The sequence below is a fragment of the Deinococcus piscis genome (assembly GCF_014653275.1).
Classification (GTDB): Bacteria; Deinococcota; Deinococci; order Deinococcales; family Deinococcaceae; genus Deinococcus; species Deinococcus piscis.
In genome coordinates this window covers 93507-116928 of the sequence record NZ_BNAL01000003.1, presented here as the reverse complement: position 1 = coordinate 116928, position 23422 = coordinate 93507, and the positions used below count along the sequence as shown (strand labels likewise).

Annotated in this window: 22 protein-coding genes; 6 read left to right on the top strand and 16 right to left on the bottom strand. The window is 64.4% G+C overall.

All coding sequences use genetic code 11. From position 1 onward, the window contains the following. Positions 1-132: 132 nt before the first annotated feature. Positions 133-726: a YdcF family protein gene (locus tag IE158_RS02320; protein WP_189642057.1), complete on the top strand. Its 594-nt coding sequence runs from the start codon at positions 133-135 to the stop codon at positions 724-726. 128 nt (positions 727-854) lie between these two features. Here the strand turns inward: IE158_RS02320 and murJ are convergent, their stop codons facing one another. The 9 genes from murJ to IE158_RS02275 form a co-directional block, all read right to left on the bottom strand. Continuing rightward, on the bottom strand, positions 855-2354 hold the full coding sequence (gene murJ, locus IE158_RS02315) for a murein biosynthesis integral membrane protein MurJ (RefSeq protein ID WP_268248055.1): 1500 nt from the start codon (positions 2352-2354) through the stop codon (positions 855-857). Between the two features lie 494 nt (positions 2355-2848). After that, complete coding sequence (locus IE158_RS02310; RefSeq protein WP_189642056.1) at positions 2849-4231, bottom strand: NupC/NupG family nucleoside CNT transporter; 1383 nt, start codon at positions 4229-4231, stop codon at positions 2849-2851. Positions 4232-4288: 57 nt separating this feature from the next. Beyond that, a complete protein-coding gene (locus IE158_RS02305) occupies positions 4289-5161 on the bottom strand; it encodes a menaquinone biosynthetic enzyme MqnA/MqnD family protein (protein WP_189642055.1) in 873 nt (290 codons plus the stop codon). 48 nt (positions 5162-5209) lie between these two features. Beyond that, a complete protein-coding gene (locus IE158_RS02300; RefSeq protein WP_189642054.1) occupies positions 5210-5446 on the bottom strand; it encodes a hypothetical protein in 237 nt (78 codons plus the stop codon). 142 nt (positions 5447-5588) lie between these two features. After that, positions 5589-6005 carry a hypothetical protein gene (locus IE158_RS02295; RefSeq protein ID WP_189642053.1) on the bottom strand — a complete coding sequence of 139 codons (417 nt, stop codon included), beginning with the start codon at positions 6003-6005 and terminating at the stop codon, positions 5589-5591. Between the two features lie 155 nt (positions 6006-6160). Next, positions 6161-7306 (bottom strand): aminofutalosine synthase MqnE, encoded by a 1146-nt coding sequence (mqnE, locus tag IE158_RS02290; protein ID WP_189642052.1) that lies wholly within the window; start codon positions 7304-7306, stop codon positions 6161-6163. Between the two features lie 55 nt (positions 7307-7361). Next, positions 7362-8600, bottom strand: coding sequence for a TCR/Tet family MFS transporter (locus IE158_RS02285; RefSeq protein ID WP_189642051.1), 1239 nt, complete (start codon positions 8598-8600; stop codon positions 7362-7364). Positions 8601-8696: 96 nt separating this feature from the next. Beyond that, the gene (locus IE158_RS02280; protein ID WP_189642050.1) at positions 8697-9089 is read right to left on the bottom strand and encodes a hypothetical protein; all 393 of its coding nucleotides are present in this window, start codon (positions 9087-9089) and stop codon (positions 8697-8699) included. Between the two features lie 180 nt (positions 9090-9269). After that, positions 9270-9914, bottom strand: a complete 645-nt coding sequence (locus IE158_RS02275; RefSeq protein WP_189642049.1) for a nitroreductase family protein — start codon at positions 9912-9914, stop codon at positions 9270-9272. A gap of 83 nt (positions 9915-9997) precedes the next feature. Between IE158_RS02275 and IE158_RS02270 the strand changes: the two genes are divergently transcribed. Beyond that, positions 9998-10375: a winged helix-turn-helix transcriptional regulator gene (locus IE158_RS02270; protein WP_189642048.1), complete on the top strand. Its 378-nt coding sequence runs from the start codon at positions 9998-10000 to the stop codon at positions 10373-10375. A 111-nt stretch (positions 10376-10486) separates the two neighbouring features. On the opposite strand, the gene IE158_RS02265 is transcribed toward IE158_RS02270, so the two are convergent. After that, the gene (locus IE158_RS02265) at positions 10487-11029 is read right to left on the bottom strand and encodes a hypothetical protein (protein WP_189642047.1); all 543 of its coding nucleotides are present in this window, start codon (positions 11027-11029) and stop codon (positions 10487-10489) included. A gap of 76 nt (positions 11030-11105) precedes the next feature. Then, positions 11106-12407 carry a cytochrome P450 gene (locus tag IE158_RS02260; protein ID WP_189642046.1) on the bottom strand — a complete coding sequence of 434 codons (1302 nt, stop codon included), beginning with the start codon at positions 12405-12407 and terminating at the stop codon, positions 11106-11108. A gap of 213 nt (positions 12408-12620) precedes the next feature. Here IE158_RS02260 and IE158_RS02255 point away from each other — a divergent pair, with 213 nt between their 5' ends. Then, positions 12621-13490 (top strand): DUF2726 domain-containing protein, encoded by an 870-nt coding sequence (locus tag IE158_RS02255; RefSeq protein ID WP_189642045.1) that lies wholly within the window; start codon positions 12621-12623, stop codon positions 13488-13490. A gap of 51 nt (positions 13491-13541) precedes the next feature. Here IE158_RS02255 and gcvP read toward each other — a convergent pair whose 3' ends face one another. The 4 genes from gcvP to IE158_RS02235 form a co-directional block, all read right to left on the bottom strand. Further along, on the bottom strand, positions 13542-16391 hold the full coding sequence (gene gcvP / locus IE158_RS02250) for an aminomethyl-transferring glycine dehydrogenase (RefSeq protein WP_189642044.1): 2850 nt from the start codon (positions 16389-16391) through the stop codon (positions 13542-13544). A gap of 276 nt (positions 16392-16667) precedes the next feature. Next, entirely contained in the window at positions 16668-17030 is a 363-nt protein-coding gene (gene gcvH / locus IE158_RS02245) for a glycine cleavage system protein GcvH (protein WP_189642043.1), read from the bottom strand. A 50-nt stretch (positions 17031-17080) separates the two neighbouring features. Further along, positions 17081-18145, bottom strand: a complete 1065-nt coding sequence (gcvT, locus tag IE158_RS02240) for a glycine cleavage system aminomethyltransferase GcvT (RefSeq protein WP_189642042.1) — start codon at positions 18143-18145, stop codon at positions 17081-17083. 157 nt (positions 18146-18302) lie between these two features. Then, on the bottom strand, positions 18303-18872 hold the full coding sequence (locus IE158_RS02235; protein ID WP_189642041.1) for a type 1 glutamine amidotransferase domain-containing protein: 570 nt from the start codon (positions 18870-18872) through the stop codon (positions 18303-18305). A gap of 270 nt (positions 18873-19142) precedes the next feature. Between IE158_RS02235 and dnaG the strand changes: the two genes are divergently transcribed. After that, positions 19143-20891, top strand: coding sequence for a DNA primase (gene dnaG / locus IE158_RS02230; RefSeq protein WP_229838843.1), 1749 nt, complete (start codon positions 19143-19145; stop codon positions 20889-20891). Positions 20892-20942: 51 nt separating this feature from the next. Then, complete coding sequence (murI, locus tag IE158_RS02225) at positions 20943-21989, top strand: glutamate racemase (RefSeq protein WP_189642040.1); 1047 nt, start codon at positions 20943-20945, stop codon at positions 21987-21989. Positions 21990-22037: 48 nt separating this feature from the next. Here the strand turns inward: murI and IE158_RS02220 are convergent, their stop codons facing one another. Continuing rightward, positions 22038-22961 (bottom strand): class I SAM-dependent methyltransferase, encoded by a 924-nt coding sequence (locus tag IE158_RS02220; protein WP_189642039.1) that lies wholly within the window; start codon positions 22959-22961, stop codon positions 22038-22040. Positions 22962-22989: 28 nt separating this feature from the next. Here IE158_RS02220 and IE158_RS02215 point away from each other — a divergent pair, with 28 nt between their 5' ends. Beyond that, positions 22990-23406 carry a PIN domain-containing protein gene (locus IE158_RS02215; protein WP_189642038.1) on the top strand — a complete coding sequence of 139 codons (417 nt, stop codon included), beginning with the start codon at positions 22990-22992 and terminating at the stop codon, positions 23404-23406. Positions 23407-23422: the final 16 nt, after the last annotated feature.

Here is a 23422-nt window from a genome sequence, read left to right as displayed (position 1 = left end):
CAGCTGGATATGGGTAGGAGGCTATCACGCCCTTTCCAGGACACATGACGGCGCGGCCCCTCTTGCACCTGATGCCCGTCGGACGGCAGCCCAGCGCGCCAGAAGCGAAATTTTGGCCTATGCTGGGGCGCAATGTTTGGCCGCCTTCTCCGCACCCTGACCCTGCTGACCCTGGCGCTGGCTGCTTTTTTTCTGTGGCCGCTGGGGGTGCCGCAGGAAAAGCCCCACCCCACGCTGGTGGTGCTGGGCGCGGCGCAGTACGCGGGGCGGCCCAGTCCCGCCTTTCAGGTGCGTCTGGACCATGCGCTGGAACTGTATCAGGCGGGCGGCGTCCAGACCATCGTGGTCACGGGGGGCCGTCAGGACGGCGACCCCTACACCGAGGGCGGCGTGGGCGTGAGCTACCTGAAGCGCCACGGTGTGCCCGCTGGCATCCTCAAGGCTGAAGAACGCAGCCGCACTACGGCCCAGAATCTGAACTACGCCGCTGAGCTGCTGCCCCCACACGCCGCCGTCACGGTGGTCACCGACCATGTCCACGCGCCACGCGCCCTGGCGATGGCCCGCGATATGGGCTTTGACGCCAATGCCAGCCCCAGCCCGCTGTGGCCCAGCGCGGGCCTACGCTACCGCCTACGCGAACGCCTGGCCTGGGCCGCGTACCTGCTGCTGGACTATGAGGGCATGCGCACAGAAGAGTTCGGCGCGCAGGAGCTGGACACGTAGAAACCGGGCACGCAGAAGCCAGGCACGGGGGAACTGGACATGGGGCAATCCGGGCACCAGAAACCTAACGGGAAGGCTCAGCACTTTTCTCTCCTCCCCCATCAGGCTCAGCGCAGCGGCACCGCCCCTTAGCTGCGCCGCAAGCGCCGTACCACGCCGTCCACTTCGGGCATCCGCAGCAGCGCGGCGCCGGCCAGGTACGCCGTCAAGCCGGTGCCGCCCGCCACCGCCAGCACCACCAAGCTGGGCAGCAGCGGGCCGGGCGCGGGCAAAAAGCGGGTCATGACCCAGGCCAGAACCCCAGCCAGCGCGGCCAGCGGCAGCACCCGCCCCAGGTGAGCCAGCAGCGAGTCCAGTGGAAGTGGCACGGCGCGGCGGTACAGGAACAGCAGCGCCAGGGTCATCAGCACGCCGCTGATGGCGGTACTGACCCCGAACCCCCAAAACCCGATGACCGGCACCAGCAGGTTGTAGAGCACGACTTCCAGCACGAAGCCAGTCGCGCTGACCACCACCGCGTCACGGGTGCGCTCACGCGCATAAAAGGTACGCAGCAAGATGGTCACCAGCGCCCAGGGCACCAGCGCCAGCGCCCAGCCTGCCAGGATGCCGGAGGTAGCCGCCAGCCGGGTTTCAGGCACCGAGCCGGTCAGGTTGAAGATGCTGGCTGCGTAGGGGGCCAGAGCCACCAGCAGCGCACTCACCGGAGCCGCCATAAAGGTGGTCGAGCGCATGGCCTGCAAGGTCAACGCCCGGAACGCGGGCCAGTGGCCGTCGGCGGCCAGCTGTGAAAAGCGCGGAAACAGTGCCAGCGCGGGCGACACCACAAAGAGGCCGTTTGCCATCGTAAAGAGGGCCTCGGCGTTGGTGTAGCCTGCCTGCGTGCCCGCCGGAAACAGCTGCGCGTTGCTGAGCAGGCGCGACACGTAGATATTCAGAATCTGCCGGGTGCCCGCCGTTAGGGTAAAGGGCGCCATTTGCCGCAGGACGCGGCCCAGTGCGGGGTGGCCGGTCAGGGCAGGGCGCGGCAGCAGCCCAAAGCGGTTCAGGGCGGGCAGCTGCACGACCAGTTGCGCCAGGCCACCGACCAGCCAGCCCATCGCCAGCCAGGTGGCCTGCTGAGGCAGCAGCAGCAGCGCGATGATGCTGGCGATGTTGAACGCCACTGGCGCGAAGCTGCTTTCCTTGAAGTGCTCGTCGGCGTTCAGCAGGCCCATCGCCACGCTTGAGAGGCTGATCAGCATCAAAAAAGGCATCACTAGGCGGGTCATGTACAGGGTCAGCACCGGGTCCACGTTGGAATCGGCGGCCAGCAGCAAGTCCACCACGTAGGGCGCACCCAGAATGCCCAGCGCGGTGAGCAGCAGGTTCACCGCAATCATCACACCGCTGAAGGCCTGTGCCAGACGGCGGCGTTCCACGGTACTCAGCGATTTGTACACTGGGATAAAGGAGTTGACCAGCGCCCCTTCGGCCAGCAGCTCGCGCAGCAGGTTGGGCACCTTGACCGCCATGGTAAAGGCGTCCATGGTGGTGTTGTCGAACAGGTTGATGATCTGCTGACGGAAGACGCCAGAGAGCCGTGAGCCCAGCGTCCCGGCCATCACGATGAGGGTATTTTGGCGCACCGACTTGGGGCCGGAAGCAGGGGATTTGCGCCCGCCCCCCCGGGCCTGGGTGCCCTCAGAAGGTTCAGGCGTAACAGCAGCGTGCGCCCCCGGCTGCCCGGTTTCAGATTCGGGCAGGTCGGGACCAGCGGCGTCGGGGCTGGTCCTGAAGGATTCAGCGCGGGCAGGTTCGGTACGTGTTGGGCTGCTGTTGGCTGCACTGGCCGCAGAGGGGACATCCGCCGGGTCAGCACCAGATGGCCGCGCAGAGGAAGGGACAGGTCGCTGAGGGCCGCTCACGTGTGCAACTGTACCGCACCCGGCCCAAAACAAGGCACCGAGACGCACAGGATGGGGCGCAGAGGGTCACTGCCAACCGCCCCCGCACAGCGGCGAAACACGGCGAACTCACGGAGGCGCACCGAACAGGCAAGGGCACACTGGGCCGGCAAGAAAGCGCCGCCCCACGGGGGGAGCGGCGCAGAAAAAACAGACCTTAGGACAAGGCGGGGATATTACTGGGTGCCTGCGCCTGCCATGGCCACCAGCATCCCGGCGATGGTGCCGCTCATCAGGTTGGCAAGTACGCCAGCGGCGATGGCACGCATGCCCAGCTGCGCAATGTCGGGGCGGCGGCTGGGAGCCATGCCGCCCAGGCCGCCCAGCAAGATACCCAGCGAGCTGAAGTTGGCAAAGCCGCACAGCGCGAAGGTGACGATGGCCTCGACCTTGGGCGTAATGCCGCCTTCTTTGAGGGCATTGGCGAAGTCAATAAACGCCACAAACTCGTTGGTGACCAGCTTTTGGCCCAGGAAGCTGCCCGCCTGTACGGCCTCGGACCAGGGCACACCGATCAGGGTGGCCAGCGGCGAGAACAGGTAGCCCAGAATCAGCTGCACGGTCAGGCCCTCGAAGCCGAACAGGCCGCCGATTCCGCCCAGAATCAGGTTGATCAGGGCAATCAGACCGATAAAGGCCAGCAGCATCGCGCCCACGTTCAGCGCCAGCGCCATGCCTTCGGAAGCGCCACGGGCCGCAGCGTCAATCACGTTGGTGTCGCCGTCCTGGTCCACATTGGGGGCGGTAGGAGTAGCGTCCGCGCCCATGCCCTCCACTTCGCGGCCCGTGCCAGCGGCGGCAGGGGCGACCAGGGTGACAGGACCATCGGGAGTCGGCACCGCCGCGGTCTGGGCCACGCCAGGGCGACCTGCACCGTAATCCTGGGTCTGCTGGGTTTCGGGAAACAGCAGCTTCGCCATCAGCAGGCCGGCGGGAGCCGCCATGAAGGACGCGGCAATCAGGTAATCCAGGCGCACACCCAGCCCGGCGTAACCGGCCAGGGTGCTGCCCGCCACGCTGGCGAGGCCGCCCACCATCACCGCGAACAGCTCCGAGCGGGTCATCCCGGCGATATAGGGCTTGACCACCAGCGGCGCTTCAGTCTGGCCTACAAAGATGTTGGCGGTGGCCGAGAGGCTCTCGCCGTCGCTGGTGCCCAGCAAGCGGCCCAGGGCCCCACCCAGCAGCCGGATGACCCACTGCATGATGCCCAGGTAGTACAGCACCGCGATCAGCGAGCTGAAAAAGACGATGATCGGCAGGACGTTGAAGGCAAAAATAAAGCCCACGCTGTCCATCGCTGAGCCGTTGGTCAGGTTACCGAACAGGAAGTTAATGCCTTCCTGGGCGTTACCGATGACCTTTTGCACCCCAGCAGAGACCCACTGTAGCGCCGCCTTGCCCGGCCCCCAGAACAGCACCATAAAGGCCAGCAGGAATTGAATGGCAAGTGCGCCCAGCACGGTGCGCCAGTTGATGGCCGCGCGGTTGGCCGAGAAAATCCAGCCGATAGCCAGGAGGCCCAGAATGCCTCCTATACCCCAGAGAATGTCGTTCATGTCGCCCAAGAGTACGGGAATTCTGAACCAAGTTAAATCTTCAGCACACAATTGTCATCAAGGGGTGATTTGGGGGCCCCATTCCAGCGGTGCATGTCCGGGCAGCAGCAAGTCGGCGAAGCGGTGCAGGCCGCGCCGGTCCGGTTCTTCCAGGTGATAGCGGAAATTCCACAGGTAGTGCTGCACCACCCGCTGCGGCAGCTCCAGCCGCTGAGCATGCCGCCCGGCGATAGCGCCCAGCTCGCCCAGCCCCTGGCGGCGGGCGCCCCGCATGGCCCGCAGCAGGTCGGGTGGGGGCGGGGCGTCCTTGCGGTAGGCCCACACCGCAAAGACAAACGGCTGTCCGGTCAGGCGGTACCACTCCTGCGAGAGGTCTGTAACGGTGACGGCCCCGCCCTGGTGCGGCAAGCGGGTCATGCTGGCGTCCTCTGCCAGCGGGCCGACCACCTCGTACCACTCGCGCAGGGCACTGTCGCCTATCCGCAGCACGCCGTCGTAGCCGCGTGCCAGCAGCTCCTGCGCGGTGCCTTCTTCGCGGGTCAGCGTGGGCGACAGGCCCCACTCGCGCAGCAGCACTTCCAGCAGCGCCACGCTGGTCGCACTCTGCGCCGTAAGCGCCACGCGCCGGAGCTCTGGCAGCGGCACGGTATGAAACAGGTTCACCGAGTAGACTTGCCCCAACACGCTCACGCTGAAGTCCGGCAGGGCCGCCAGCCGGTCCGCGTGGCGGATAAATTCAGCCACGCTGATGTTGGCGATGTCTACCCGTCCTTCGAGCAGCGCGGCGTTCATTTCGGTAGGTACGCCGGTCACCACGCTGACACCTGGCGGCACCTCAAGCGGGTCCAGAATGGGCGCGACGTTGGTGTAATGAATCCAGCCGGCGCGGTAGGGCGCCGCTGAGGACGGGGCGGTAAAAACTGAGGCCATCACTTCTCCACTATGCGCTTTTCCGTAGATTTGGGGCCAAGGGGGTACTCAGGGCTTCTGACGTCGTCCCGCCCACAGCAGCGTCAGCGCAGGAAGCAGCCACAGCGCCAAGCCTGTCACCCAGTCCAGCCAATCCTCGGAATAGATCATTGCCCAGCCCACGTTATTCTCCACCAAAACTTGCTGACCCAAACCCCAAAGCAGCAACAGCGCAGGGAGGAGCAACGGCAGCGCCAGCCACAACCACCCTAACCCGCGCAGCACGGTCCGCCAGCGGTCAGACATGCGGCCTCCGCTGACGCCCCAGCCAAGCCAAGAGCGCAAATGCCGCGCCCGCACCAAGCAAAGCGGCAGTCAGTGGGTTGAGGCGCGAACGCAACATAGGCTGAGTTTAAGGGGCATAGCGGTGCTCCCTTCTCATCTCTCGTCAATTCATTCTGCTGTGGCCAAGCCTGCGCCCCAGCCACAGCAGCGTGAGTCCTGGCACCAGCCAGAGCGCCAGCAGCAGACGGTAAGTCCGGGCAGCAGAGCCTGGGTCAGCCACCGTCAGGCCCCAGTCGCCGGAGCGGGTCAGCCACACTGCCGCCACCAGCAAGAAGAGTGGCAGCGACAGCCAGAACCACCCTGCCCAGGTCACCATCTCGGCTGGCCCTGCGCCGCGCCGCCAGCTCGTCACCGCCCGCCACAGCATCCACGCACCACTCAGCACCATCAGCGCCAGGCCCAGCAAGGCCAGCGGCAGTGAGAAGCGGGAGACGGCAGCCCAAGCCATGCCCTGCGCAAACAAGCTGGAGAAAGCGAGCACGCTGAGCAGCGCCCCCAGCAGCCAGAGCGCCAGAGGCATCCGCCTAAGCATGTCCCGGCTCCAGCACACAGCTCAGGCCCCTGAGCGGGTGGGCCGCGCCCAAGGTGGCCGGAGTCTGCGGCGAAGCGGAGAGGTCAAGCGGTCTTCTACCTCGGCCCATGCCTCTTTTCATATCGCTGTCCCTGGACTGCCTCTCAGTCCGCCGCGCTACCTTCTGCCGCAGGAAACTCGGCCAGTTCATTGTAATAGGCGTCGCGCAGCACCGGCAGACGGCCCGCCCGCTGAATCATGCGAATCAGGCCCTCTTCGCTCAGTTTCATAGGACTGGTGGCCCCGGCCGCGTGCGCGATGTGCTCTTCCTGAATGGTGCCGTCGATGTCGCTCACGCCCCAGTCCAGGCTCACCTGCGTCAGCTCGGAGCCAATCATCACCCAGTAGCCCTTAATGTGCGGGAAGTTGTCCAGGTAGATGCGGGCCACGGCCAGGTTGCGCAGGTCATCCAGGCCGGTGGTGTACTCGGTTTTGCCGAGGTTCTGCGCCAGCGTGTTGCCCAGCGGCTGAAACGCCAGCGGAATAAAGGCGTGAAAGCCGCCACCGAAGCGGGCCAGACTGTCGTCCTGCAACTCGCGCAGGCGGTGCATGTGGTCCAGGCGTTCTTCCAGTGTCTCGATGTGGCCGTAGAGCATGGTGGCGTTGGTCCGCATTCCCAGCGAGTGCGCTTCCGAGTGAATCTGAAGCCACTCGTCTGACTTCACTTTGTTCTTGGCGACCTGACGGCGCACCCGCTCGGCAAAGATTTCCGCGCCGCCCCCCGGCATGGCCGCCAGTCCCGCCGCTTGCAACTCGCGCAGCACGTCCAGCGTGGGTTTTTTAGCAATGCGTGAAAGGTGCTTGATTTCGGCGGCGGTAAACGCCTTGACCTGCAAGTCGGGGTACGCTTCCCGCAGGCTGCGTACCATCGCGGGGTAGTACTCCCACGGATGGTTGGGATGGTGGCCGCTGCTCATGTGCAGCTCGGTGATGCCCGGCAGGTAACGGCGGCCCACCTCCTGCACCACTTCCTGCGGGCTGTAGTCCCAGGCCCGCTCCTCGCCCTTGTGGGCGGCGAAGGCGCAGAAGGTGCAGCCCACGTAGCAGATGTTGGTGAATTCCAGCCGCATGGAGTGCACGAAATACACCTTGTCGCCGTGCAGTCGGCGCTTTTGCAGGTCGGCCAGGCGCATCAGCCCGTTGAGGTCACGGGTGCGGAACAGGTGCATGCCTTCTTGGGGGCTGAGACGTTCGCCCGCTTCCACCTTGGCGGCAATGGGCTTGAGGTCGGGGTCACGGAGCCAGTCCATACGGGGCAGTGTACGCCTGCGGCGGCCAACAGAAGAGGGCAGAAGTCAGGAACTCTTAGCCGTCTGTAGCCAGCACCTCATTCTTACGGAACGCCCGCAGCGTCAGCGCGATGCCCAGCGCCATGAACACCGCGCCCATCAGGAAAGCCGCGCCGGGGAAATGCAGGCCCAATGGTGTATGCGCAGCAGTAAAGGCCGCAAATACGGTGGTCGCCAGCAGCGGCCCCACGATGCCCACCACGCTTTGCAGGCTGGTGATGGCACCCTGCACGCGCCCCTGCTCCGAGTCGGCCACCTGCTGCGAGACATAGCCCTGAATGGCTGGCTGCGCGAGGCCGGTCAGTGCGCCCACCACCAGCGACAGATACAGCATCAGCCCGCTGCCTGCCACCGACAGAAGCAGGAACTCCGCCACGCCAAAGCCCAGGCCCACCAGCAGGGTCTTTTTCTCGCCCCAGGCGCTGACCGCCCGGCCCACCAGAAAGGCACTGACCAGGGCATTCAGCAGCCCTGACACCGCCAGCGCAATACCGTTTTGGCCTGTGGTCCAGCCCAGCACGGTTTCGGTGTACAGCACCCAGGTCGTAAAAATGACCTGCATGGCGAGACCCACCAGAATAAACACGCCGGTCAGGTTGCGCACGGTGGGGTAGGTGGTCAGCGCTGCCAGGGGCTTCAGGGGATTCAGCTCGGCCCAGTTCCACTCGCGGCTGCGCTTGTCCCGGGGCAGCGACTCGGGCAGGATCAGCAGGCCGTAGAGCCAGCTGAGCGCCGATATCCCCGCCGCAAACAGAAACGGCACACGCAGGCCATAGTCGCCCAGCAGCCCGCCCAGCGCTGGCCCCAGGATAAAGCCCACCCCGACCATTGCCCCCACCTTGCCGAAGTTGGCGGCCCGCTCCTCAGGCGGCGACACGTCGGCAATATAGGCATTGATCACAGTGAGGCTGGCTCCCGTCGCTCCGGCGATCATGCGGCCCAGCAACAGCCACCACACCGTAGGCGCGAAATACAGCACCAGATAGTCCAGCGCCATGCCCGCTGTGGACACCAGCAGCACCGGGCGGCGCCCAAAGCGGTCACTCAGGCGGCCCAGAATAGGAGCCATCAGGAACTGCATCACCGCGTAGGCAGCGGTCAGCACCCCGATCATCCGCGCCCCCGCTTCGGGCGAACCGGCCAGCTCCTTGACCAGCCCCGGCAACACCGGCACCACCAGCCCAATGCCCATGATGTCAATCAGGACAACAATCAGGATAAAGATCATTGTGGCAGGTCGCTTGTGAGCAGTCATAACGCTTTAGCTTACGCGCCGGGCAGCAACTAAGAATCAGCCATCTGGCCTAGAGCCTAGAACCAGTGGCGACAGAACCGAGCGGCTAATGCCCCGTCAGTCCGAGCCCTCTACCTCTTCCAACGCATCTGTCGCCGTGGTGATGTGGCCCGCGCCCGCCTCATCTGTCTGGGCAGCCATGCGCTCCAGGTGCGCCTGACGCTGGCGGAACTCCTGCGCTTGCTGCGCCTCTTCCCCAGCGGCCTCACGCCAAGCGGCCATCTCACCGTACAGCTGGGCGGCCTGCTCCAGCTCGTAGCGCTCGCTGCCCAGCGGGGTGAGGCCGCGCCCAGCAAAGCGGCGCTTTAGCTTGCCCGGCACACTGTGATCAAAGCGAATATCACGCGCACGCTGCTCATGCACTTCCAAGTCACGCGGGTCTGCACCGGGCGTATGCTCCAAGTTCAGCGACATAGACAAGTAACCAGAAATCCGGAACACAGCCATCATCTTTCTCCTTAGGTCGTTGGGTCCTCTGGTGGTTGCTTCATTGGGTCCTCTGGTGGTTGCGTCATTGGGTCCAGGCAAAATCGCCTGAACCCTGAAGCTCAGCTTACGGTCACCGGCCCCCACAGAAGAACCCACCAAAAAAAACCCTGCCGAAGCAGGGGGAGTGCCCAAAAGAGCCGCTTATTTCCAGGTGGTGATGCGGTCCACGCTGTGGCGGTGGTGGGGATAGCCGTCTTCGGCGCGGCGGCCGATGGGATAGATACCGGCGAACTGCACATGCTCCGGGAGGTCCAGCAGTTCACGCACTTTCTGGGGATCAAAGCCCAGCATCGGGACGCCGTCGTAGCCCAGGCCACGGGCGGCCAGCATCAGGAAACCAAAGGCGATGTTGGCCTGCGCCAAGCCCCACTGGCCGCGCTGCGCCACATCCTGGCTGCCGAACGCCCCGTCAAAGGTCTGGCGCTGCTGGGTGCGGCCCGCGTCGCCCATGCCGGGGTGAGCAGTTTCTTCTACGGTGCTCAGGGTGTCTTCCATGTCGGAGTACACCACGATCACCGCCGGGGCGTCGGTCACCTGGGGCTGGCCGTAAGCGGCGGCCCGCAGCTGCTCCTTGAGGGCTTGGTCCTGCACCACAGCGAAGCGCCAGGTCTGGGCGTTCCAGGCGCTGGGGGCCAGGCTCGCCAGCCGGAGGATTTCGCGCAGGTCGGCTTCAGGCATCGGCTCCTGCACAAAGCGGCGAATAGAGCGGCGGCTCTCGATCACGTCGCGGATGGAGCTCGGCTGGGCAGGCTGGGCTGGGCTGGGTTGGGTCTCGGTCTGAGTCATGGGCACAGCTTAAATCTATCTGGTTTATTTTGTCAAGCACCATGCTTCTTGGGGTGGTTTGCCACATGCGCTAGAATGGCGCTATGACTCCTCCTCCTTCTCTGCCCGAACACCCGGCTGAATTCTGTCCGGTGTACCACGCTATCGGCATCTTGCAGGAAAAATGGGTGCTGCACATCATCCGTGTCCTGCTGCAACAGGAGATGGGCTTCAATGAGCTGGCCCGCGCTGTCGGGGGCTGCAACTCGGCCACCCTCACGCAACGCCTGGAGCACCTGGAACGCCTGGGCATCGTCAGTAAGCGGCTGGAGGACGGCCCCACCCGCCTGGGCCGCAGTGTGTACGCGCTGACCCCAGCCGGGCGAGAGCTGCAAGTGGTGATTGACGCCATCGGGAACTGGGCTCTGGCCCACCTGCCTGCCAGCAACCCCAGTCTCTCCTCTACCGATGCCCCCAGATGAGGGCGAATCATTCCGCCACTCCTGCCCGCCACTCATCCGAACAAAGCCCCCGCATTTTGGCAGGGGCTTCGCCCAACTGGGACGGCGGTCTAGAGCGGCAGGGTCAAGAGATCACTTGACCCGCGTCAGCGTGCAGGGCTTGAGGCCCGCCGCCACGCCCGTGCCCACATAGGCCTGATAGGTCCGGTTGGTCCACAGGCTATCCAGGCTGGCGGTCTGCACATAGACGCCGCTCTGGGCACGGTCCACCTCGGCCACCGAGCTGCGCACCACGCAGAAATCAAAGAAGCGCAGGTCAAAGGTGGTTTCCGAGCGCCCCGCCACAATCACCGAGCGGCCCTCGCCACGCGGCACAAACCGGAAAAGGTCCTGGGTGCGGCCCGTGGTGGTGCTGCGGGGTTCGGCGGTGTAGGCCACGGTGCCGTCGGAGAGCAGTTCTCGCGGCCCCACCGTCAGCTGACGCGAGAGCTGCACCGGCCCCGCTTCGGCGGTGCCCGCAGGTGTCAGCATGATCCATTCCTGCCCAGCGATAAGCGGCGAGCCGCTGAGGTCAGGCGCGGTGATGGCAGGGGTGCAGGCGGTCAGCGTCAGCCCCAGTGCCGCTGAAACCCATCCCACTGGGGACAGGGCGGCGAGGCGAGGAAATCTGTTCATCAGCGAACAGCATAGGGCAAGCCCAGATGAAAAGGTGCCCAGCGCCGTGCAGCAGCCCGGCGTGTGCCGGGAGACGCTACAGCCGCACCAGCCGCAACCCTGGGTCGGGGGCCAGCTGCGAGGCGTGAAAAGGCCGCATCCGGTAGTCCGCCGGGAACAGCCGCAGGCCGTCTGTACCCACGAGGGCCGAAATCAGCACCGCCAGCAGCGTCTCGGCCATGCCCGCGCCCAGGCAGGTGTGCGCGCCCGCCCCGTAAGGATTCAGCGCATTTTTCTGGCGGTGCTCGTTGCGCGGCGGCAAGAAGCGGTCCACATCGAAGCGGTCCGGGTCGCGGAACAGCGCCGGGTCACGCTGCGACGCCATCAGCGCCATCATCAGCTGCTCGCCCTCGCGGATGCGGTAGCCCTGAAACTCGAAGTCCTGCCGGGCGTGGCGCGTCAGCATGTTGGCGATGGGGTGATAGCGCATGACTTCCAGCACCAGCGCGTGCAGCACCTTCAGGTCGCGCAGCCGGGCTGCGGGCAGCCCCTCGGCCAACAGCGGGTCTATCTCGGCCCGCAGCCGGGCGTACAGCTCCGGGTCGCGGTACGCGTGGTACAGCGACAGCGTGAGCACATTGACCACCGTGTCCAGCCCCGCCACGTAGGGCAGCAGCATCATGAACAGCAGCTCTTCCTCGTTCAGCAGGTCCGGGTTCTCGTGCATGAAGGCCCGCAGGTCGCGCACATACGGCGAAGGGAGCGTGTCGGCGTCCAGCGCCAGCAGCTCCTGGGCGGCGGCCCGCGCCCGCGCTTTGGCCTCCAGATAGTCGCGCCGCTTCAGCACCGACGCTGGGCGGGTGCCCGCAATGTTGACCGACAGCTGGGTGTGCCAGTAGGTGATGAAGTCCCGCAGGCTGTCGCCAGGGCGGCGGCCCAGGGTCAGCATGCCCACACAGTCGGCCACCAGCCGCTGGGCAAACTCGCCCACCACAAAGCTCTGGCCGCGTGGCACGGCGTCCAGCGCTTCTTGTGCCATAGCCAGAAGCAGCGGAATGTTGTCCTGCACCCGCGTCTTGGCAAAGCCCGCCCGCGCCGCCGCCCGGTAGCGCCGGTGCGGTTCGCCTTCCAGCATGCTGAGCACCTGCCGCCCGCCAAACTCGCGGATGACGTTCTCCCACATGCTCCAGGCGTCGAACTCGCCCGCATTCTTCGCCATCGCTTCGGCGGCAGCTGGCCCGCCCAGCACCACAAACTCGCGGTTCAGCGCCCGTACCCGGAAGCAGGGGCCATGCTTGGCGTACTGGCTGTACAAGAAGCCTTCGGTGTCTTGCACCAGAGAGAGCACACTGCCGACCAGCGGCAGGCCATCTGCCAGAGGGGGTTCGCGGAGGGTCATGCCCTTAATGTGACACAGGCGGCGCTGGCCCGCGCATGCTTTGGCGCGGGAGGGGTGTGGGGTCAGGTGGGACAAGGGAAAGGCCGCGACGTGCTGCCACGTCCCGGCGACGAGCTTAGCCTTCTACCATCCGCCTTTTGCATCGCCAAGCCCCCGCTGCCCCCAGAAGGGAGCCAAAGCGGGGGCTTGAGCGTGGAGAGGTAGAATTTACTCATGCACCTGAAAAAGAGAATTGTTAATCATACAGAGCAAAGGTTGCTTGAAGATTTACGAGAAACAGGGCTGGAGAACAATTTCCACGTTGAGCCAAACCAACGTATCGCTGACATTATTCAGGTTGAAAAAGGCGAAATTCCTGATAACGAATTTTACTTTGCACTATCCTCGCATTTTGATTTCACAGTTTGTCAAGATTGGGAGCCTAGATTTGTCATTGAGTTTGACGGCCCACACCACGAGGAGCCTGAACAGCAGAGAAAAGATGCCATCAAGGACAGGATTTGCGAGACAGTTGGCTTGCCTATTTTGCGTCTAGATTCCAACTTGATACGCAATCAAGCGAGGGAATACAGCCTTGCTCAGTGGTTTGCTGAAATATGGTTTTTAGCCCAAGAGTTTGACCGTATGCAATCTGATGGACAAATTCCATACGATGAGCCGTTCATCTACCATTCTATTTTGGGCCATGTAGGAGGCCCGCTTAATTTCCCCTACGACATTGCACGCCCCGTTCTGGCATTTATGCAAGAGTTATACCAGAGTGGCAAAACGGAGGGATACACGGCAAAGACTATTTCTTACGAATCGGGCAAAGATATTATTTGTCTTGCATATTTCAAAGTCAGCAGTAAAGTCGTCGTCAAATCAAGAATCCAATTTAAGAGATTTAAGTTTTATCCTATCGCCCCCTCCGAATTAGCATCAGATTTGGCTATCAAAAACTTAGAGGATAAAATTGTTGAAGCTATCAATACTGGAAAGGGTGGAATAAGTGTAGAGAAAGCTCGGCAGGAAATCGCCAGAATAGAAGCAGAGTGCCAAAAATTAGGACAATACGTTTATTCTCAAGGCTCTGAATTGTAAAGGCAGCCCCCACCCCCGGAGGCTGCCCCTTCTCTATCCCTCTACTTCTGTTTACGCCCCGACGTAATCCTCAATCGGCGGGCAGGAGCAGATAAAGTTCCTGTCCCCATACACGTTGTCCACGCGGTTCACCGCAGGCCAGAACTTCTGCGTGCGCTGGTGCCCCGTGGGGAAGGCAGCGGTTTCGCGGCTGTAGGCACGGTTCCACTCGTCGGCCATCAGGTCGCTCTGGGTGTGCGGCGCGTGGTGCAGCGGGCTGTCGCCGTGGCTGATGGTGCCGTCCTGAATGTCCTGAATCTCGCGGCGGATGTGCAGCATGGCGTCCACAAAGCGGTCCAGCTCGGCCTTGGGCTCGGACTCGGTGGGCTCAATCATCAGGGTGCCGGGCACCGGGAAGCTCATGGTGGGGGCGTGGAAGCCGTAGTCCATCAGGCGCTTGGCGATGTCCTCTTCGGTGACGCCGGTTTCGGCCTTGAGCGGGCGAATGTCAATGATGCACTCGTGCGCCACCCGGCCACCCTTGCCGGTGTACAGCACCGGGTAAGCCCCTTCCAGACGCCCCGCAATGTAGTTGGCGTTCAGCAGGGCGACCTGGGTGCTTTCGCGCAGGCCCCGGCTGCCCAGCAAGCGGATATACAGGTAGCTGATGGGCAGGATGCTGGCGCTGCCGTAGGGGGCGGCGCTCACGGCCCCGGTTTGCGAGTCGCCCGTGGGAGCCACGTCATGGCCCGGCAGGTAGGGAGCCAGGTGCGCCTTCACGCCGATGGGGCCCATGCCAGGGCCGCCGCCGCCGTGCGGAATGGCGAAGGTCTTGTGCAGGTTCAGGTGGCTCACGTCCGACCCGATCAATCCGGGCTTGGCAATCCCCACCTGGGCGTTCATGTTGGCCCCGTCCAGGTATACCTGCCCGCCGTGCTGATGAATCAGGTCGCACACTTCCACCACGTTTTCCTCGTACACGCCGTGGGTGCTGGGGTAGGTAATCATCAGGGCGCTGAGGTTCTCGGAGTGCTTCTCGGCCTGGGCCTTGAGGTCATCCAGGTCGATGTTGCCCTTGTCGTCGGTTTTGACCACCACCACCTGCATTCCCATCATGGCGGCGCTGGCGGGGTTGGTGCCGTGGGCGCTGGCCGGAATCAGGCACACGTTGCGGTGGCCTTCGCCCTGGGCTTCCTGGTACTTGCGGATGGTCAGCAGACCCGCATACTCGCCCTGCGCCCCGGAGTTGGGCTGCAAAGACACCGCGTCGTAGCCGGTGATGTCGGCCAGCCAGCGCTCCAGCTCGGTCAGCATCTCGCGGTAGCCTTCCGTCTGCTCGGCGGGCGCAAAGGGGTGCATGTTGCCGAACTCAGGCCAAGTCACCGGAATCATTTCGGTGGTGGCGTTCAGCTTCATGGTGCAGCTGCCCAGCGGAATCATGCCGTGAACCAGGCTGTAGTCACGGTTTTCCAGCGCCTTGAGGTAGCGCAGCATGCCGTGCTCGGAACGGTGACTGCTGAACACCGGGTGGGTCAGGAAGTCACTCTGGCGCTTCAGGCCAGCGGGGATGCCGTCCTTGGCCCCAGCTTCCAGCGCCTGCACGTCAGCAGCCTGTCCAGTGGCAGCCTGGACGATATCGCTCAGGTCCTGGGGGGTCACGGTTTCATCCAGGCTTATGCTCACGCGGCCATCCCGGTAAGCAAAGTTCATGCCCAGCTCCTCGGCGCGGCGGCGAACGGCGTCCACGTCGGCTTCAAAGGTCAGCGTGTCAAAGAAGGTGTCGTTTGGCTTCAGACCCGCGTCGCTCAGGGCGCGGTGCAGCATGCCTGTGAGCAGGTGAACCCGCTCGGCAATGGTGCGAATGCCCTCGGCCCCGTGATAGACGGCGTAGGCGGCGGCCATGTTCGCGAGTAGGGCCTGCGCCGTGCAGATGTTGGAGGTGGCCTTCTCACGGCGGATGTGCTGCTCGCGGGTCTGCATCGCCATCCGCAGGGCGGTCTTGCCTTTCACGTCCTTGCTCACGCCAATCACGCGGCCTGGCATGGAGCGCTGCAAGCCCTCACGGCACGCCAGGAACGCGGCGTGCGGGCCACCGAAGCCCATCGGCACGCCAAAGCGCTGGGCACTGCCCACCACGATGTCGGCTCCCAGTTCACCGGCGGGCCTCACCAGCGCCGAGGCCAGCAGGTCCGTCGCCACGATCAGTTGCGCCCCGGCCCCGTGGACGCGCTCGGCAACGGCCCCCAGGTCATGCAGGTGCCCGTAGGTGCAGGGGTACTGGTACACGGCGGCAAAGGTGCCTTCGGGCAGTTCGGCGTCCGTGTCGCCCACGGCCACCTCGTACCCGAAGTACTCGGCGCGGGTGCGGATCACGCTCAGGGTCTGCGCATGCACACTGTCGGCCACAAAGATGGTGTTGCCGCTGCTCTTGCCAGCTCGCTTCGCCAGGGTCATCGCTTCGGCGGCGGCAGTGGCTTCGTCCAGCAAGGACGCGTTGCTGATGGGCATGCCGGTCAGGTCCTGCACGGTCTGCTGGAAGTTCAGCAGCATTTCCAGGCGGCCCTGGCTGATTTCGGCCTGATAAGGGGTGTAGGCGGTGTACCAGCCGGGATTTTCCAGCATGTTGCGCAGAATCACGCCGGGCACATGGGTGCCGTAGTACCCCTGCCCGATATAGGAGCGCAGCACCTGATTCTTGGTGGCCACGGCCTTCAGGTCGGCCAGCGCCTGGGCTTCGGGCACCGGCTCGCCCACTTGCAGCGAGTCACCAAACTTGATGGAGTCGGGCAAGGTGGTTTCGGTCAGCTCGTCCAGGCTAGACACGCCCAGGGTGGCCAGCATCTCGGCCTGCTCCTCGGCGCTGGGGCCGATATGGCGGCGGATAAAGTCGTCGGTCTGGAGAAGGTCTTGAAGACGGGTCATGGTTCAACTCCTTGAACGCCAGGCTTTCAGCAAAGAAGCCAGGGCGCGGGCGATAGATAATTCGGGAAAGGGGCCTGATTCACAGGCTAAAACTGCCGCACAGGGCTGAATTGTCGCACTCGGCGCAGTTGGGCAGCACCCGCCGCAGAAATGAAGTCACCGATACGGTGTCTGTCTCTGGAAACTGGACAACACAGACAGACAGGCGGACCAGCAAAAAAGCCACCAAGCTTTAGCCATGTGCAGGGCCAGAGCTTGTGGCTTCCAAGCTGGCGCTCAGCCGTTTTCGGCTTCGTAAGCGGCGGCGTCCATCAGGCCTTCGCCTTCTTCGCTCACTTCGATTTGGAACAGCCAGCCGCCTTCAAAGGGGCTCTCGTTGACCTTCTCGGGGCTGCCTTCCAGGTCTTCGTTCACGGCCACGATCTTGCCGCTGGCGGGAGCGTAGATGTCAGAAGCAGTCTTGACCGACTCGACCACGGCCACGGCTTCACCGGCGGTCACTTCGCGGCCCACTTCGGGCAGCTCCACGTACACCACGTCGCCCAGCTGGTCCTGCGCGTGGTGGGTGATACCGACTTTGCCGTCCCCGGCGAGCCATTCGTGGGAGGAAGCGTATTTCAGTTCGGTGGGGTTGGTCATGTCAGGATTCTCCTTGAAAGTGTGGGGGCGGAGGGGACGGCGGTCTGGGGCTACTTGGCTTTGTAAAAGGGCAACTCGGTGCGCCCGGCGGGATGGCGCTTGCCGCGCACTTCCACTTCAAACGCTTCAGCGTCTGCGGCGGCCACGTCCACCAGGGCCATCGCAATGGGGTGGCCCAGGGTGGGGCTGGTGCTGCCGCTGGTCACCACGCCGACATTCTCACCGTTCAGCATGACCGGGTAGCCTTCCCGCACGGGAATCTTGTCCAGCTTCAGGCCGATCAGTTTCTGGCGGGGAGCCTCGTCCATCTTAGTGCGGCCCAGGTAGGGCTTGTCCTTGACCACCCAGGCGTAGGTGCTGCTCAGGGGGTGGATGTCCTCGCTGAACTCGTGGCCGTAGAGCGGAAAGCCCGCTTCCAGGCGCAGGGTATCGCGGGCACCCAGACCAGCGGGCGTGATGCCCCCAGCCAGCAGTGCGTCCCACAGGGCTTCGCCTTCTTCGGCCCGCACGAACACCTCAAAGCCGTCCTCGCCGGTGTAGCCGGTCCGCGCAAAAAACACGTCGTGGTCCAGCAGGCGACCCGCAAAGAAGGAATTGCGCTTGGCAGCAATCAGGTCGGCGTCGGTCAGCTCATTCAGGGTGGCAGCGGCTTTGGGCCCCTGCACGGCGAGCAAAACCCACTGGTCCGACTCATCAGTCATCTGCATGTCGTAGCTGCCCGCCTGGGCCTGAAGGTGCGCCCAGTCTTTGGCGATGTTGCCCGCATTGACCACCATCAGGTAATCCTGCTCGCCTGCTTGATAGATGTAGATGTCGTCCACCAGGCCGCCCTCTTCGCTGGGCAGCCAGTTGTAGTGGGCGCGGCCAGGACGCAGCTTGCTCACGTCGTTGGGGGTGACGTGTTGCAGGAAGTCGAGTGCGCCGGGCCCCCTAAAGCGGAACTGGCCCATGTGCGAGACATCGAACATGCCCACGTTCTCGCGCACGGCCTGATGCTCGGCTTTCAGGCCCGCGTACTGCACTGGCATGTCCCATCCGCCGAACGGCACCATTCGGGCACCGGCCCGCAGGTGCGCCGCGTGCAGCGGCGTGCGTTTCAGATTGTCGTTTTCCACGGCTTCACTGTACCGGAGCGGCCCAGGGTACCGTCAGGCGGAGCGCGGCAGATGTCCAGACGCTCCGGACGCCTGCTCTCATCTCTGCTCCAAGAAAGCCCCAAAAAAACCTCCCAGGTAGGGAGGTCGGGACCGAAAAGGACCGGGGGTTACGCACCTACTGGCGGCGACTGCTGTGGTTGCCCTCGGCGAACTCCTCAATCATTTTCTTGTTGAAGGCGGGCAGGTCATCAGGGTTGCGGCTGGTGACCACGCCCTTATCGGTCACGCACTCCTGGTCCACCCACTCGGCACCGGCCAGCTTCAGCTCGTGCTGGAGGCTGGGCCAGGAGGTCATTTTCAGGCCCTGGGCAATCCCGGTTTCGCTCAGCGACCACGGCCCGTGGCAGATGGCAGCGATGGGCAGGCCCTGGTCGTAGGCGTCACGCACAAATTGCATAGCGGCCTTGTCCAGGCGCAGGGTGTCGGGGTTCACGGTGCCGCCGGGCAGCAGCAGGCCGTCATAGTCAGCCACGTTCGCCTCAGCCACAGTCTTGTCCACGGCGTATTTGGCCTGCGGCTCCAGGTCACCCTTCATGCTCTGAATCTGCCCACTCTTCAGGCTGATCAGCTCGCAGCTGCCGCCCGCCGCCTCAATGGCCTCCCGGGGGTTGGTCAGCTCGATTTCTTCGACGCCGTCGGTGGCCAGGATGGCGATCTTTTTGCCTTGCAGTTTTGCGTTGATCATAGATCTAATTTGCCGCGCCAGTGCCTGAAAGTTGTGACCGGGCCGTCAAGCCGCTTTTAGATGGTCTTGGCCGGGCCTTCAGTTCACTGTGCCTGCACCCGCACTTGTCAAGTGGGCAAGCTCTCGGTTAAGTGGCGGGCCCCGGCGTAAGGTAGATAAGCAAGCCGCAAAAGCCCCCAATGTCACAATTGGCGCTGTTTTTGCGGCTGAATTGCCCCGCTTGGCTGGGGCTGCCGGAGGAGGTGAGCAGACATCGGAACCAAAGAAGACGTGCGCGACCGGCTGAATATCGCGGACGTCATCGGTGAATATGTCAGCCTCACTCCGGCAGGCAAGGGACGGCTCAAGGGCCTATGTCCTTTTCACAAGGAAAAGACGCCCTCTTTTCAGGTGGATACCGAGCAGGGCTACTACCACTGCTTTGGCTGCAAGGCCAGCGGGGACGTGTTCAAGTTTGTGCAGGAAACTGAAAATCTCAGTTTTGGAGACGCGCTGCGCAAGTTGGCCGAGCGGGCTGGCGTACAGCTGGAGCAAAAGTACGGTGAGCGGGTCAGCCGCGACCTGTACGACGTCAATGACTTCGCACTCCAGTATTTCCGCAGCCACCTGCGCGGTCAGGCCCCGGCCCTGGCCTATTTTCAGGGCCGGGGCCTGACCGCGCAGGTCATTGAGGATTTCGAGCTGGGCTTTGCGCCGGACGGCTGGGACGGTCTGCTACAACACGCCCGCACCCACGGCCTGAGTGAGCGCAGCCTGCTGGACGCTGGCCTGCTCACCCAGAACGACCAGGGCCGGGTGTATGACCGCTTCCGAAACCGGGTGATGTTCCCCATCCGCGACCATCTGGGGCGGCTGGTGGGCTTTGGCGGGCGCGTGCTGGACGACTCCAAGCCCAAATATCTCAACACTCCCGAGACGGACGCCTTCAAGAAGGGCGAGCTGCTGTACGGCCTGCACCGCGCCCGGAGTGTGCTGAAAGGTGGGCAGCCGCTGATCGTGGCCGAAGGCTACATGGACGTGATCGCCCTGCAACAGCATGGTTTCGCAGGGGCTGTGGCCAGCCTGGGCACGGCGCTCACCGCCGAGCACGCTGCGCTGCTGGAACGCCTCGGCGCACGCGAGCTGGTGCTGATGTTTGACCGTGATGAGGCGGGTCTGGGAGCCACCCTGTCGGGACTGGACCAGACGGTGGGGGCACGCTTTCAGGTGCGGGCCACCTCGGTGCCCAGCGGCAAAGACCCCGCCGACGCCCTGCGCGAAGGCGACGTCGCCAGCATCGAGCGGGCGCTTCAGGGCGGCCTGAACGAGATTGACTACCGGGTGCAGGCTGCCCGCGCCAAGTACGGCCTGGACAGCCGCGACGGCAAGCGCAAAATCCTGATGGAACTGCTGCCACGGATGCAGAACCTGGACCCACTGGACGAGGGGGCCGACCAGATGCGCGCCAAGGTATGCGAACTGCTGGACATCCGCCCGCAGGCCCTGCTGGACTGGATTGGCTCCAAGGCCAAGCGGCGCACCCTGACCGACACCCACCTGGCAGGCATGACCCAGGGCGGCCATGAAGAAGACCGCGAGCTGGCCCTGCTGCGGCAACTGCTGGTGGATCCCCGGCTGCTGGCCAAGCTGGACGGCACCCTGGGCTGGCGCAACGAACTGGTCCGCAAGGTCATGCTGGCGGCCCAGGGGGCACAGAGCACCGACGACATCATGAGCGTGTTCCGGGGCCAGCCGGAAGAGGGCCAACTGATTCGGCTGATGTTCGAAACGCGCCAGAGCGGCAACATCTCACGGGCCGGGCACGAGGAGTACGAGGCCAAGCAGCAGACCTACGCGGCAGCGGCGGTGGACGATATTCAGACCGGGCTGAGCATCGAGTCCCTGCGCGGCGAGGTCAAGCTACTCAAGTCGCAGTTGCTTGAAGCGCCGCCTACCCAGCAGGCCAGCATCCTGCGGCAGATTACCGAGCTTCAGCGGGCCATTGAGGCCGAGAAGCGGGCGCGGGTCCACGGGGCCTGAGCGGGTGCAGCAGCGCCCCTGCCTGGGCAGACCGGACGCTATGATGACGCGGTGAATGAGGCAGCGCCCATCGGGGTATTCGACAGTGGGGTGGGTGGCCTGAGCGTCCTGGCCGAGCTGCGCCGCGAGTTGCCGCACGAGCGTTTTTGCTACCTGGCCGATACCGCGCACCTGCCATACGGCAGCCGCAGCGATGAGGACATCCGCCAGCTCACCGAAGCGGCGGCCCACTGGCTGCATGACCGGGGCTGCAAAGCATTGGTGGTGGCCTGCAACACCGCTTCCGCCTACGGCCTACAGCACCTGCGGGCCACCTTTCCCAGCTGGCCGATTGTGGGGCTGGTGCCTGCCGTCAAGCCAGCGGCGCTGAACACCCGCAGCGGCGTGATCGGCGTCATGGCGACCCCCGCCACCCTGCGCGGCTCCAAGTTGCAGGGGTCTGTGGCCGAGTGGGCCGCGCCGCGCGGTGTGCAGGTGCTGCTGACCACCAGCCCCGAACTGGTGCCCCTGGTGGAGCGGGGCGAAGCCGACAGCAGTGACGCCCGCGCCCTGCTGCGCGAACTTCTGCGTCCCCTGGCCGAAGCGGGGGCCGACCAGCTGGTGCTGGGCTGCACGCATTACCCTTTTCTGGCCGGTAGCATCCGGCGCGAGTTCAAGGACCAGTTCACGCTGGTCGACAGCGGCAGCGCTGTGGCCCGGCAGACCGCGCGGGTGCTGGAGGAACGCGGCGCACTGGCTCCCGCAACGTCGGCTCAGGCAGCTCCAGTGCAGTTCTACGTGACGGGCGACCCCGCAGCGGCGCAGACCATGATGTCGCGGCTGCTGGGCGAGGCGGTCACGGTGCAGGCCGCCGCTGTTCATCCTCAGTTGGGCTCCGACTCAGCAAAGGCAGCGGAGAGGAGAAGAGAATGGGGCATGACCGACAACACCAAGGAAACGACCACCAGCGGCTACGTGGACACCGACCAGCAGGCTGAAATCACTGAGGGCATGCAGGGCGCAACCGGCGACGCCGATGCCAACGGCCTGGACCCCAAAGCCGACCCCCAGGAAAAGCTGGCCGAGCTAGAGAAGAATATGCAGGACATTCAGAAGTAATTCTGTCCTATGGGCTGCCGGAACAGTATTCTCCGGCAGCTTTTTGCTCTACAGCTCTAGTCCTGTTGGTGTGATGGCTCCGCCAGGAATGGCAGTGACCAACACCTCATACTTGCCGGTCACGAAGACCTTGTAGCCGTGCTTGTTCAGGTAGCGCCGAACCTGGGCCACGTCTGCAAACAGCAGGCTGAGGTCAGGCCGGGCGAAGTTGCGCAGCCGCGCTCCGTAGCTCAGCTCACCGCCGCTGTAGCGGGCATTCGGAAAGCCCAGCACCAGGCCGCCGCCCGGGGTCAGATGTTGGCGGTGCAGGGTCCGCAGCACACTGTCCAGCGGCACCCCCCGACTTTGCAGCACGCTGAGGGCCAGCACCAGATCAAAGCGGCCCAGATCCTGCGGGAGTGCCCCAATATCCTGCTGGCGAAAGTTAAAGGTGGGATGCCGCACCTGGGCGGCGGCCAGCGCCGAAATGTCCAGGTCCAGGCCCAGCACGTCCAACTGCCGCTCTGGAAAGGCCAGCGCCAGGGCGTCTAGCTCGCGTCCCGTGCCTACACCCAGCGCCAGCACCCGGCCCCCGTCCGGCGGGCTGACCCGGCGCAGCGCCTCGACCAGCGTGAAGAGAAAAGTGGGGTCTTCCAGTTTGTCCACGCGGGCAAACTCGCTGCCCGCGCTGTAGTCTCGGTCAGGGTCCAGCCTGTACGTGCGGCGGCGCAGGGTCAGCTGGACCTGACCACCAGGCTGACGCTCACCCACCATCAGGTGTGCGTCCAGCAGATCAGCCAGATCAGTCCACACGGCCCAGGGGCGGTGCGGCCCCGCCGGTCCCAGCTCGCCTGCGTACTGTCCCACCCCCAGGTCTGGGTCGGGCACACTGAAACTGACCTCCGACTCTGCTGCCAGTGCCCGGCGCAGAGCAGGCAGCAAAGCACTCATGGGCTGCCGGCCAAAGTGAGGGTCGGTGCTTGAAAGAGTCATGGCAGACGGGCAGTCTACAATGCTGCACATGACACCGCCCACCCGCTGTGTGCTGGACGCCAGCTCGCTGCTCAGTTATGTCCTCAACAAAGAAGGTGCCAGCAGCGTGGCCGAACTGCTGGAGTATTCCGCCATGCACGCCGTGACCTGGACCGAGATGCTGACCCAGCTGTCGCGCCGCAGCGATGTGCACGAGCCAGACCTGGTTGCTGCCCGCCTCAAAAAAGTGATTCGCATAGATGTGGGCCAGGACCAAGACGCTGACCTGGCAGCCCGCCTGGCTGGGCTTGGACCGCAGTCGGGCCTGTCGCTGGGGGACCGCTACGCCCTGGCGATGGCTTCGCGGCTGAATGTGCCGGTGGTGACTGCGCACCAGCACTGGGCCGCGCTGGACCTGGGAGCGCTACCCAGCACACCGTCCATTCACGCCATTCGCCAGGGCTGAGCGCCGACCAGGCCAG

What these genes read in the sequence shown, in the direction of transcription:
- IE158_RS02285 (WP_189642051.1), bottom strand. Translation starts at nt 8,600, where the DNA reads ATGACTGCTCACAAGCGACCTGCCACAATGATCTTTATCCTGATTGTT.
- IE158_RS02305 (WP_189642055.1), bottom strand. Translation starts at nt 5,161, where the DNA reads ATGGCCTCAGTTTTTACCGCCCCGTCCTCAGCGGCGCCCTACCGCGCC.
- IE158_RS02300 (WP_189642054.1), bottom strand. Translation starts at nt 5,446, where the DNA reads ATGTCTGACCGCTGGCGGACCGTGCTGCGCGGGTTAGGGTGGTTGTGG.
- IE158_RS02295 (WP_189642053.1), bottom strand. Translation starts at nt 6,005, where the DNA reads ATGCCTCTGGCGCTCTGGCTGCTGGGGGCGCTGCTCAGCGTGCTCGCT.
- IE158_RS02275 (WP_189642049.1), bottom strand. Translation starts at nt 9,914, where the DNA reads ATGACTCAGACCGAGACCCAACCCAGCCCAGCCCAGCCTGCCCAGCCG.
- IE158_RS02260 (WP_189642046.1), bottom strand. Translation starts at nt 12,407, where the DNA reads ATGACCCTCCGCGAACCCCCTCTGGCAGATGGCCTGCCGCTGGTCGGC.
- IE158_RS02235 (WP_189642041.1), bottom strand. Translation starts at nt 18,872, where the DNA reads ATGATCAACGCAAAACTGCAAGGCAAAAAGATCGCCATCCTGGCCACC.
- mqnE (WP_189642052.1), bottom strand. Translation starts at nt 7,306, where the DNA reads ATGGACTGGCTCCGTGACCCCGACCTCAAGCCCATTGCCGCCAAGGTG.
- IE158_RS02265 (WP_189642047.1), bottom strand. Translation starts at nt 11,029, where the DNA reads ATGAACAGATTTCCTCGCCTCGCCGCCCTGTCCCCAGTGGGATGGGTT.
- IE158_RS02280 (WP_189642050.1), bottom strand. Translation starts at nt 9,089, where the DNA reads ATGATGGCTGTGTTCCGGATTTCTGGTTACTTGTCTATGTCGCTGAAC.
- IE158_RS02270 (WP_189642048.1), top strand. Translation starts at nt 9,998, where the DNA reads ATGACTCCTCCTCCTTCTCTGCCCGAACACCCGGCTGAATTCTGTCCG.
- IE158_RS02220 (WP_189642039.1), bottom strand. Translation starts at nt 22,961, where the DNA reads ATGACTCTTTCAAGCACCGACCCTCACTTTGGCCGGCAGCCCATGAGT.
- IE158_RS02320 (WP_189642057.1), top strand. Translation starts at nt 133, where the DNA reads ATGTTTGGCCGCCTTCTCCGCACCCTGACCCTGCTGACCCTGGCGCTG.
- IE158_RS02310 (WP_189642056.1), bottom strand. Translation starts at nt 4,231, where the DNA reads ATGAACGACATTCTCTGGGGTATAGGAGGCATTCTGGGCCTCCTGGCT.
- IE158_RS02255 (WP_189642045.1), top strand. Translation starts at nt 12,621, where the DNA reads ATGCACCTGAAAAAGAGAATTGTTAATCATACAGAGCAAAGGTTGCTT.
- gcvP (WP_189642044.1), bottom strand. Translation starts at nt 16,391, where the DNA reads ATGACCCGTCTTCAAGACCTTCTCCAGACCGACGACTTTATCCGCCGC.
- gcvH (WP_189642043.1), bottom strand. Translation starts at nt 17,030, where the DNA reads ATGACCAACCCCACCGAACTGAAATACGCTTCCTCCCACGAATGGCTC.
- IE158_RS02215 (WP_189642038.1), top strand. Translation starts at nt 22,990, where the DNA reads ATGACACCGCCCACCCGCTGTGTGCTGGACGCCAGCTCGCTGCTCAGT.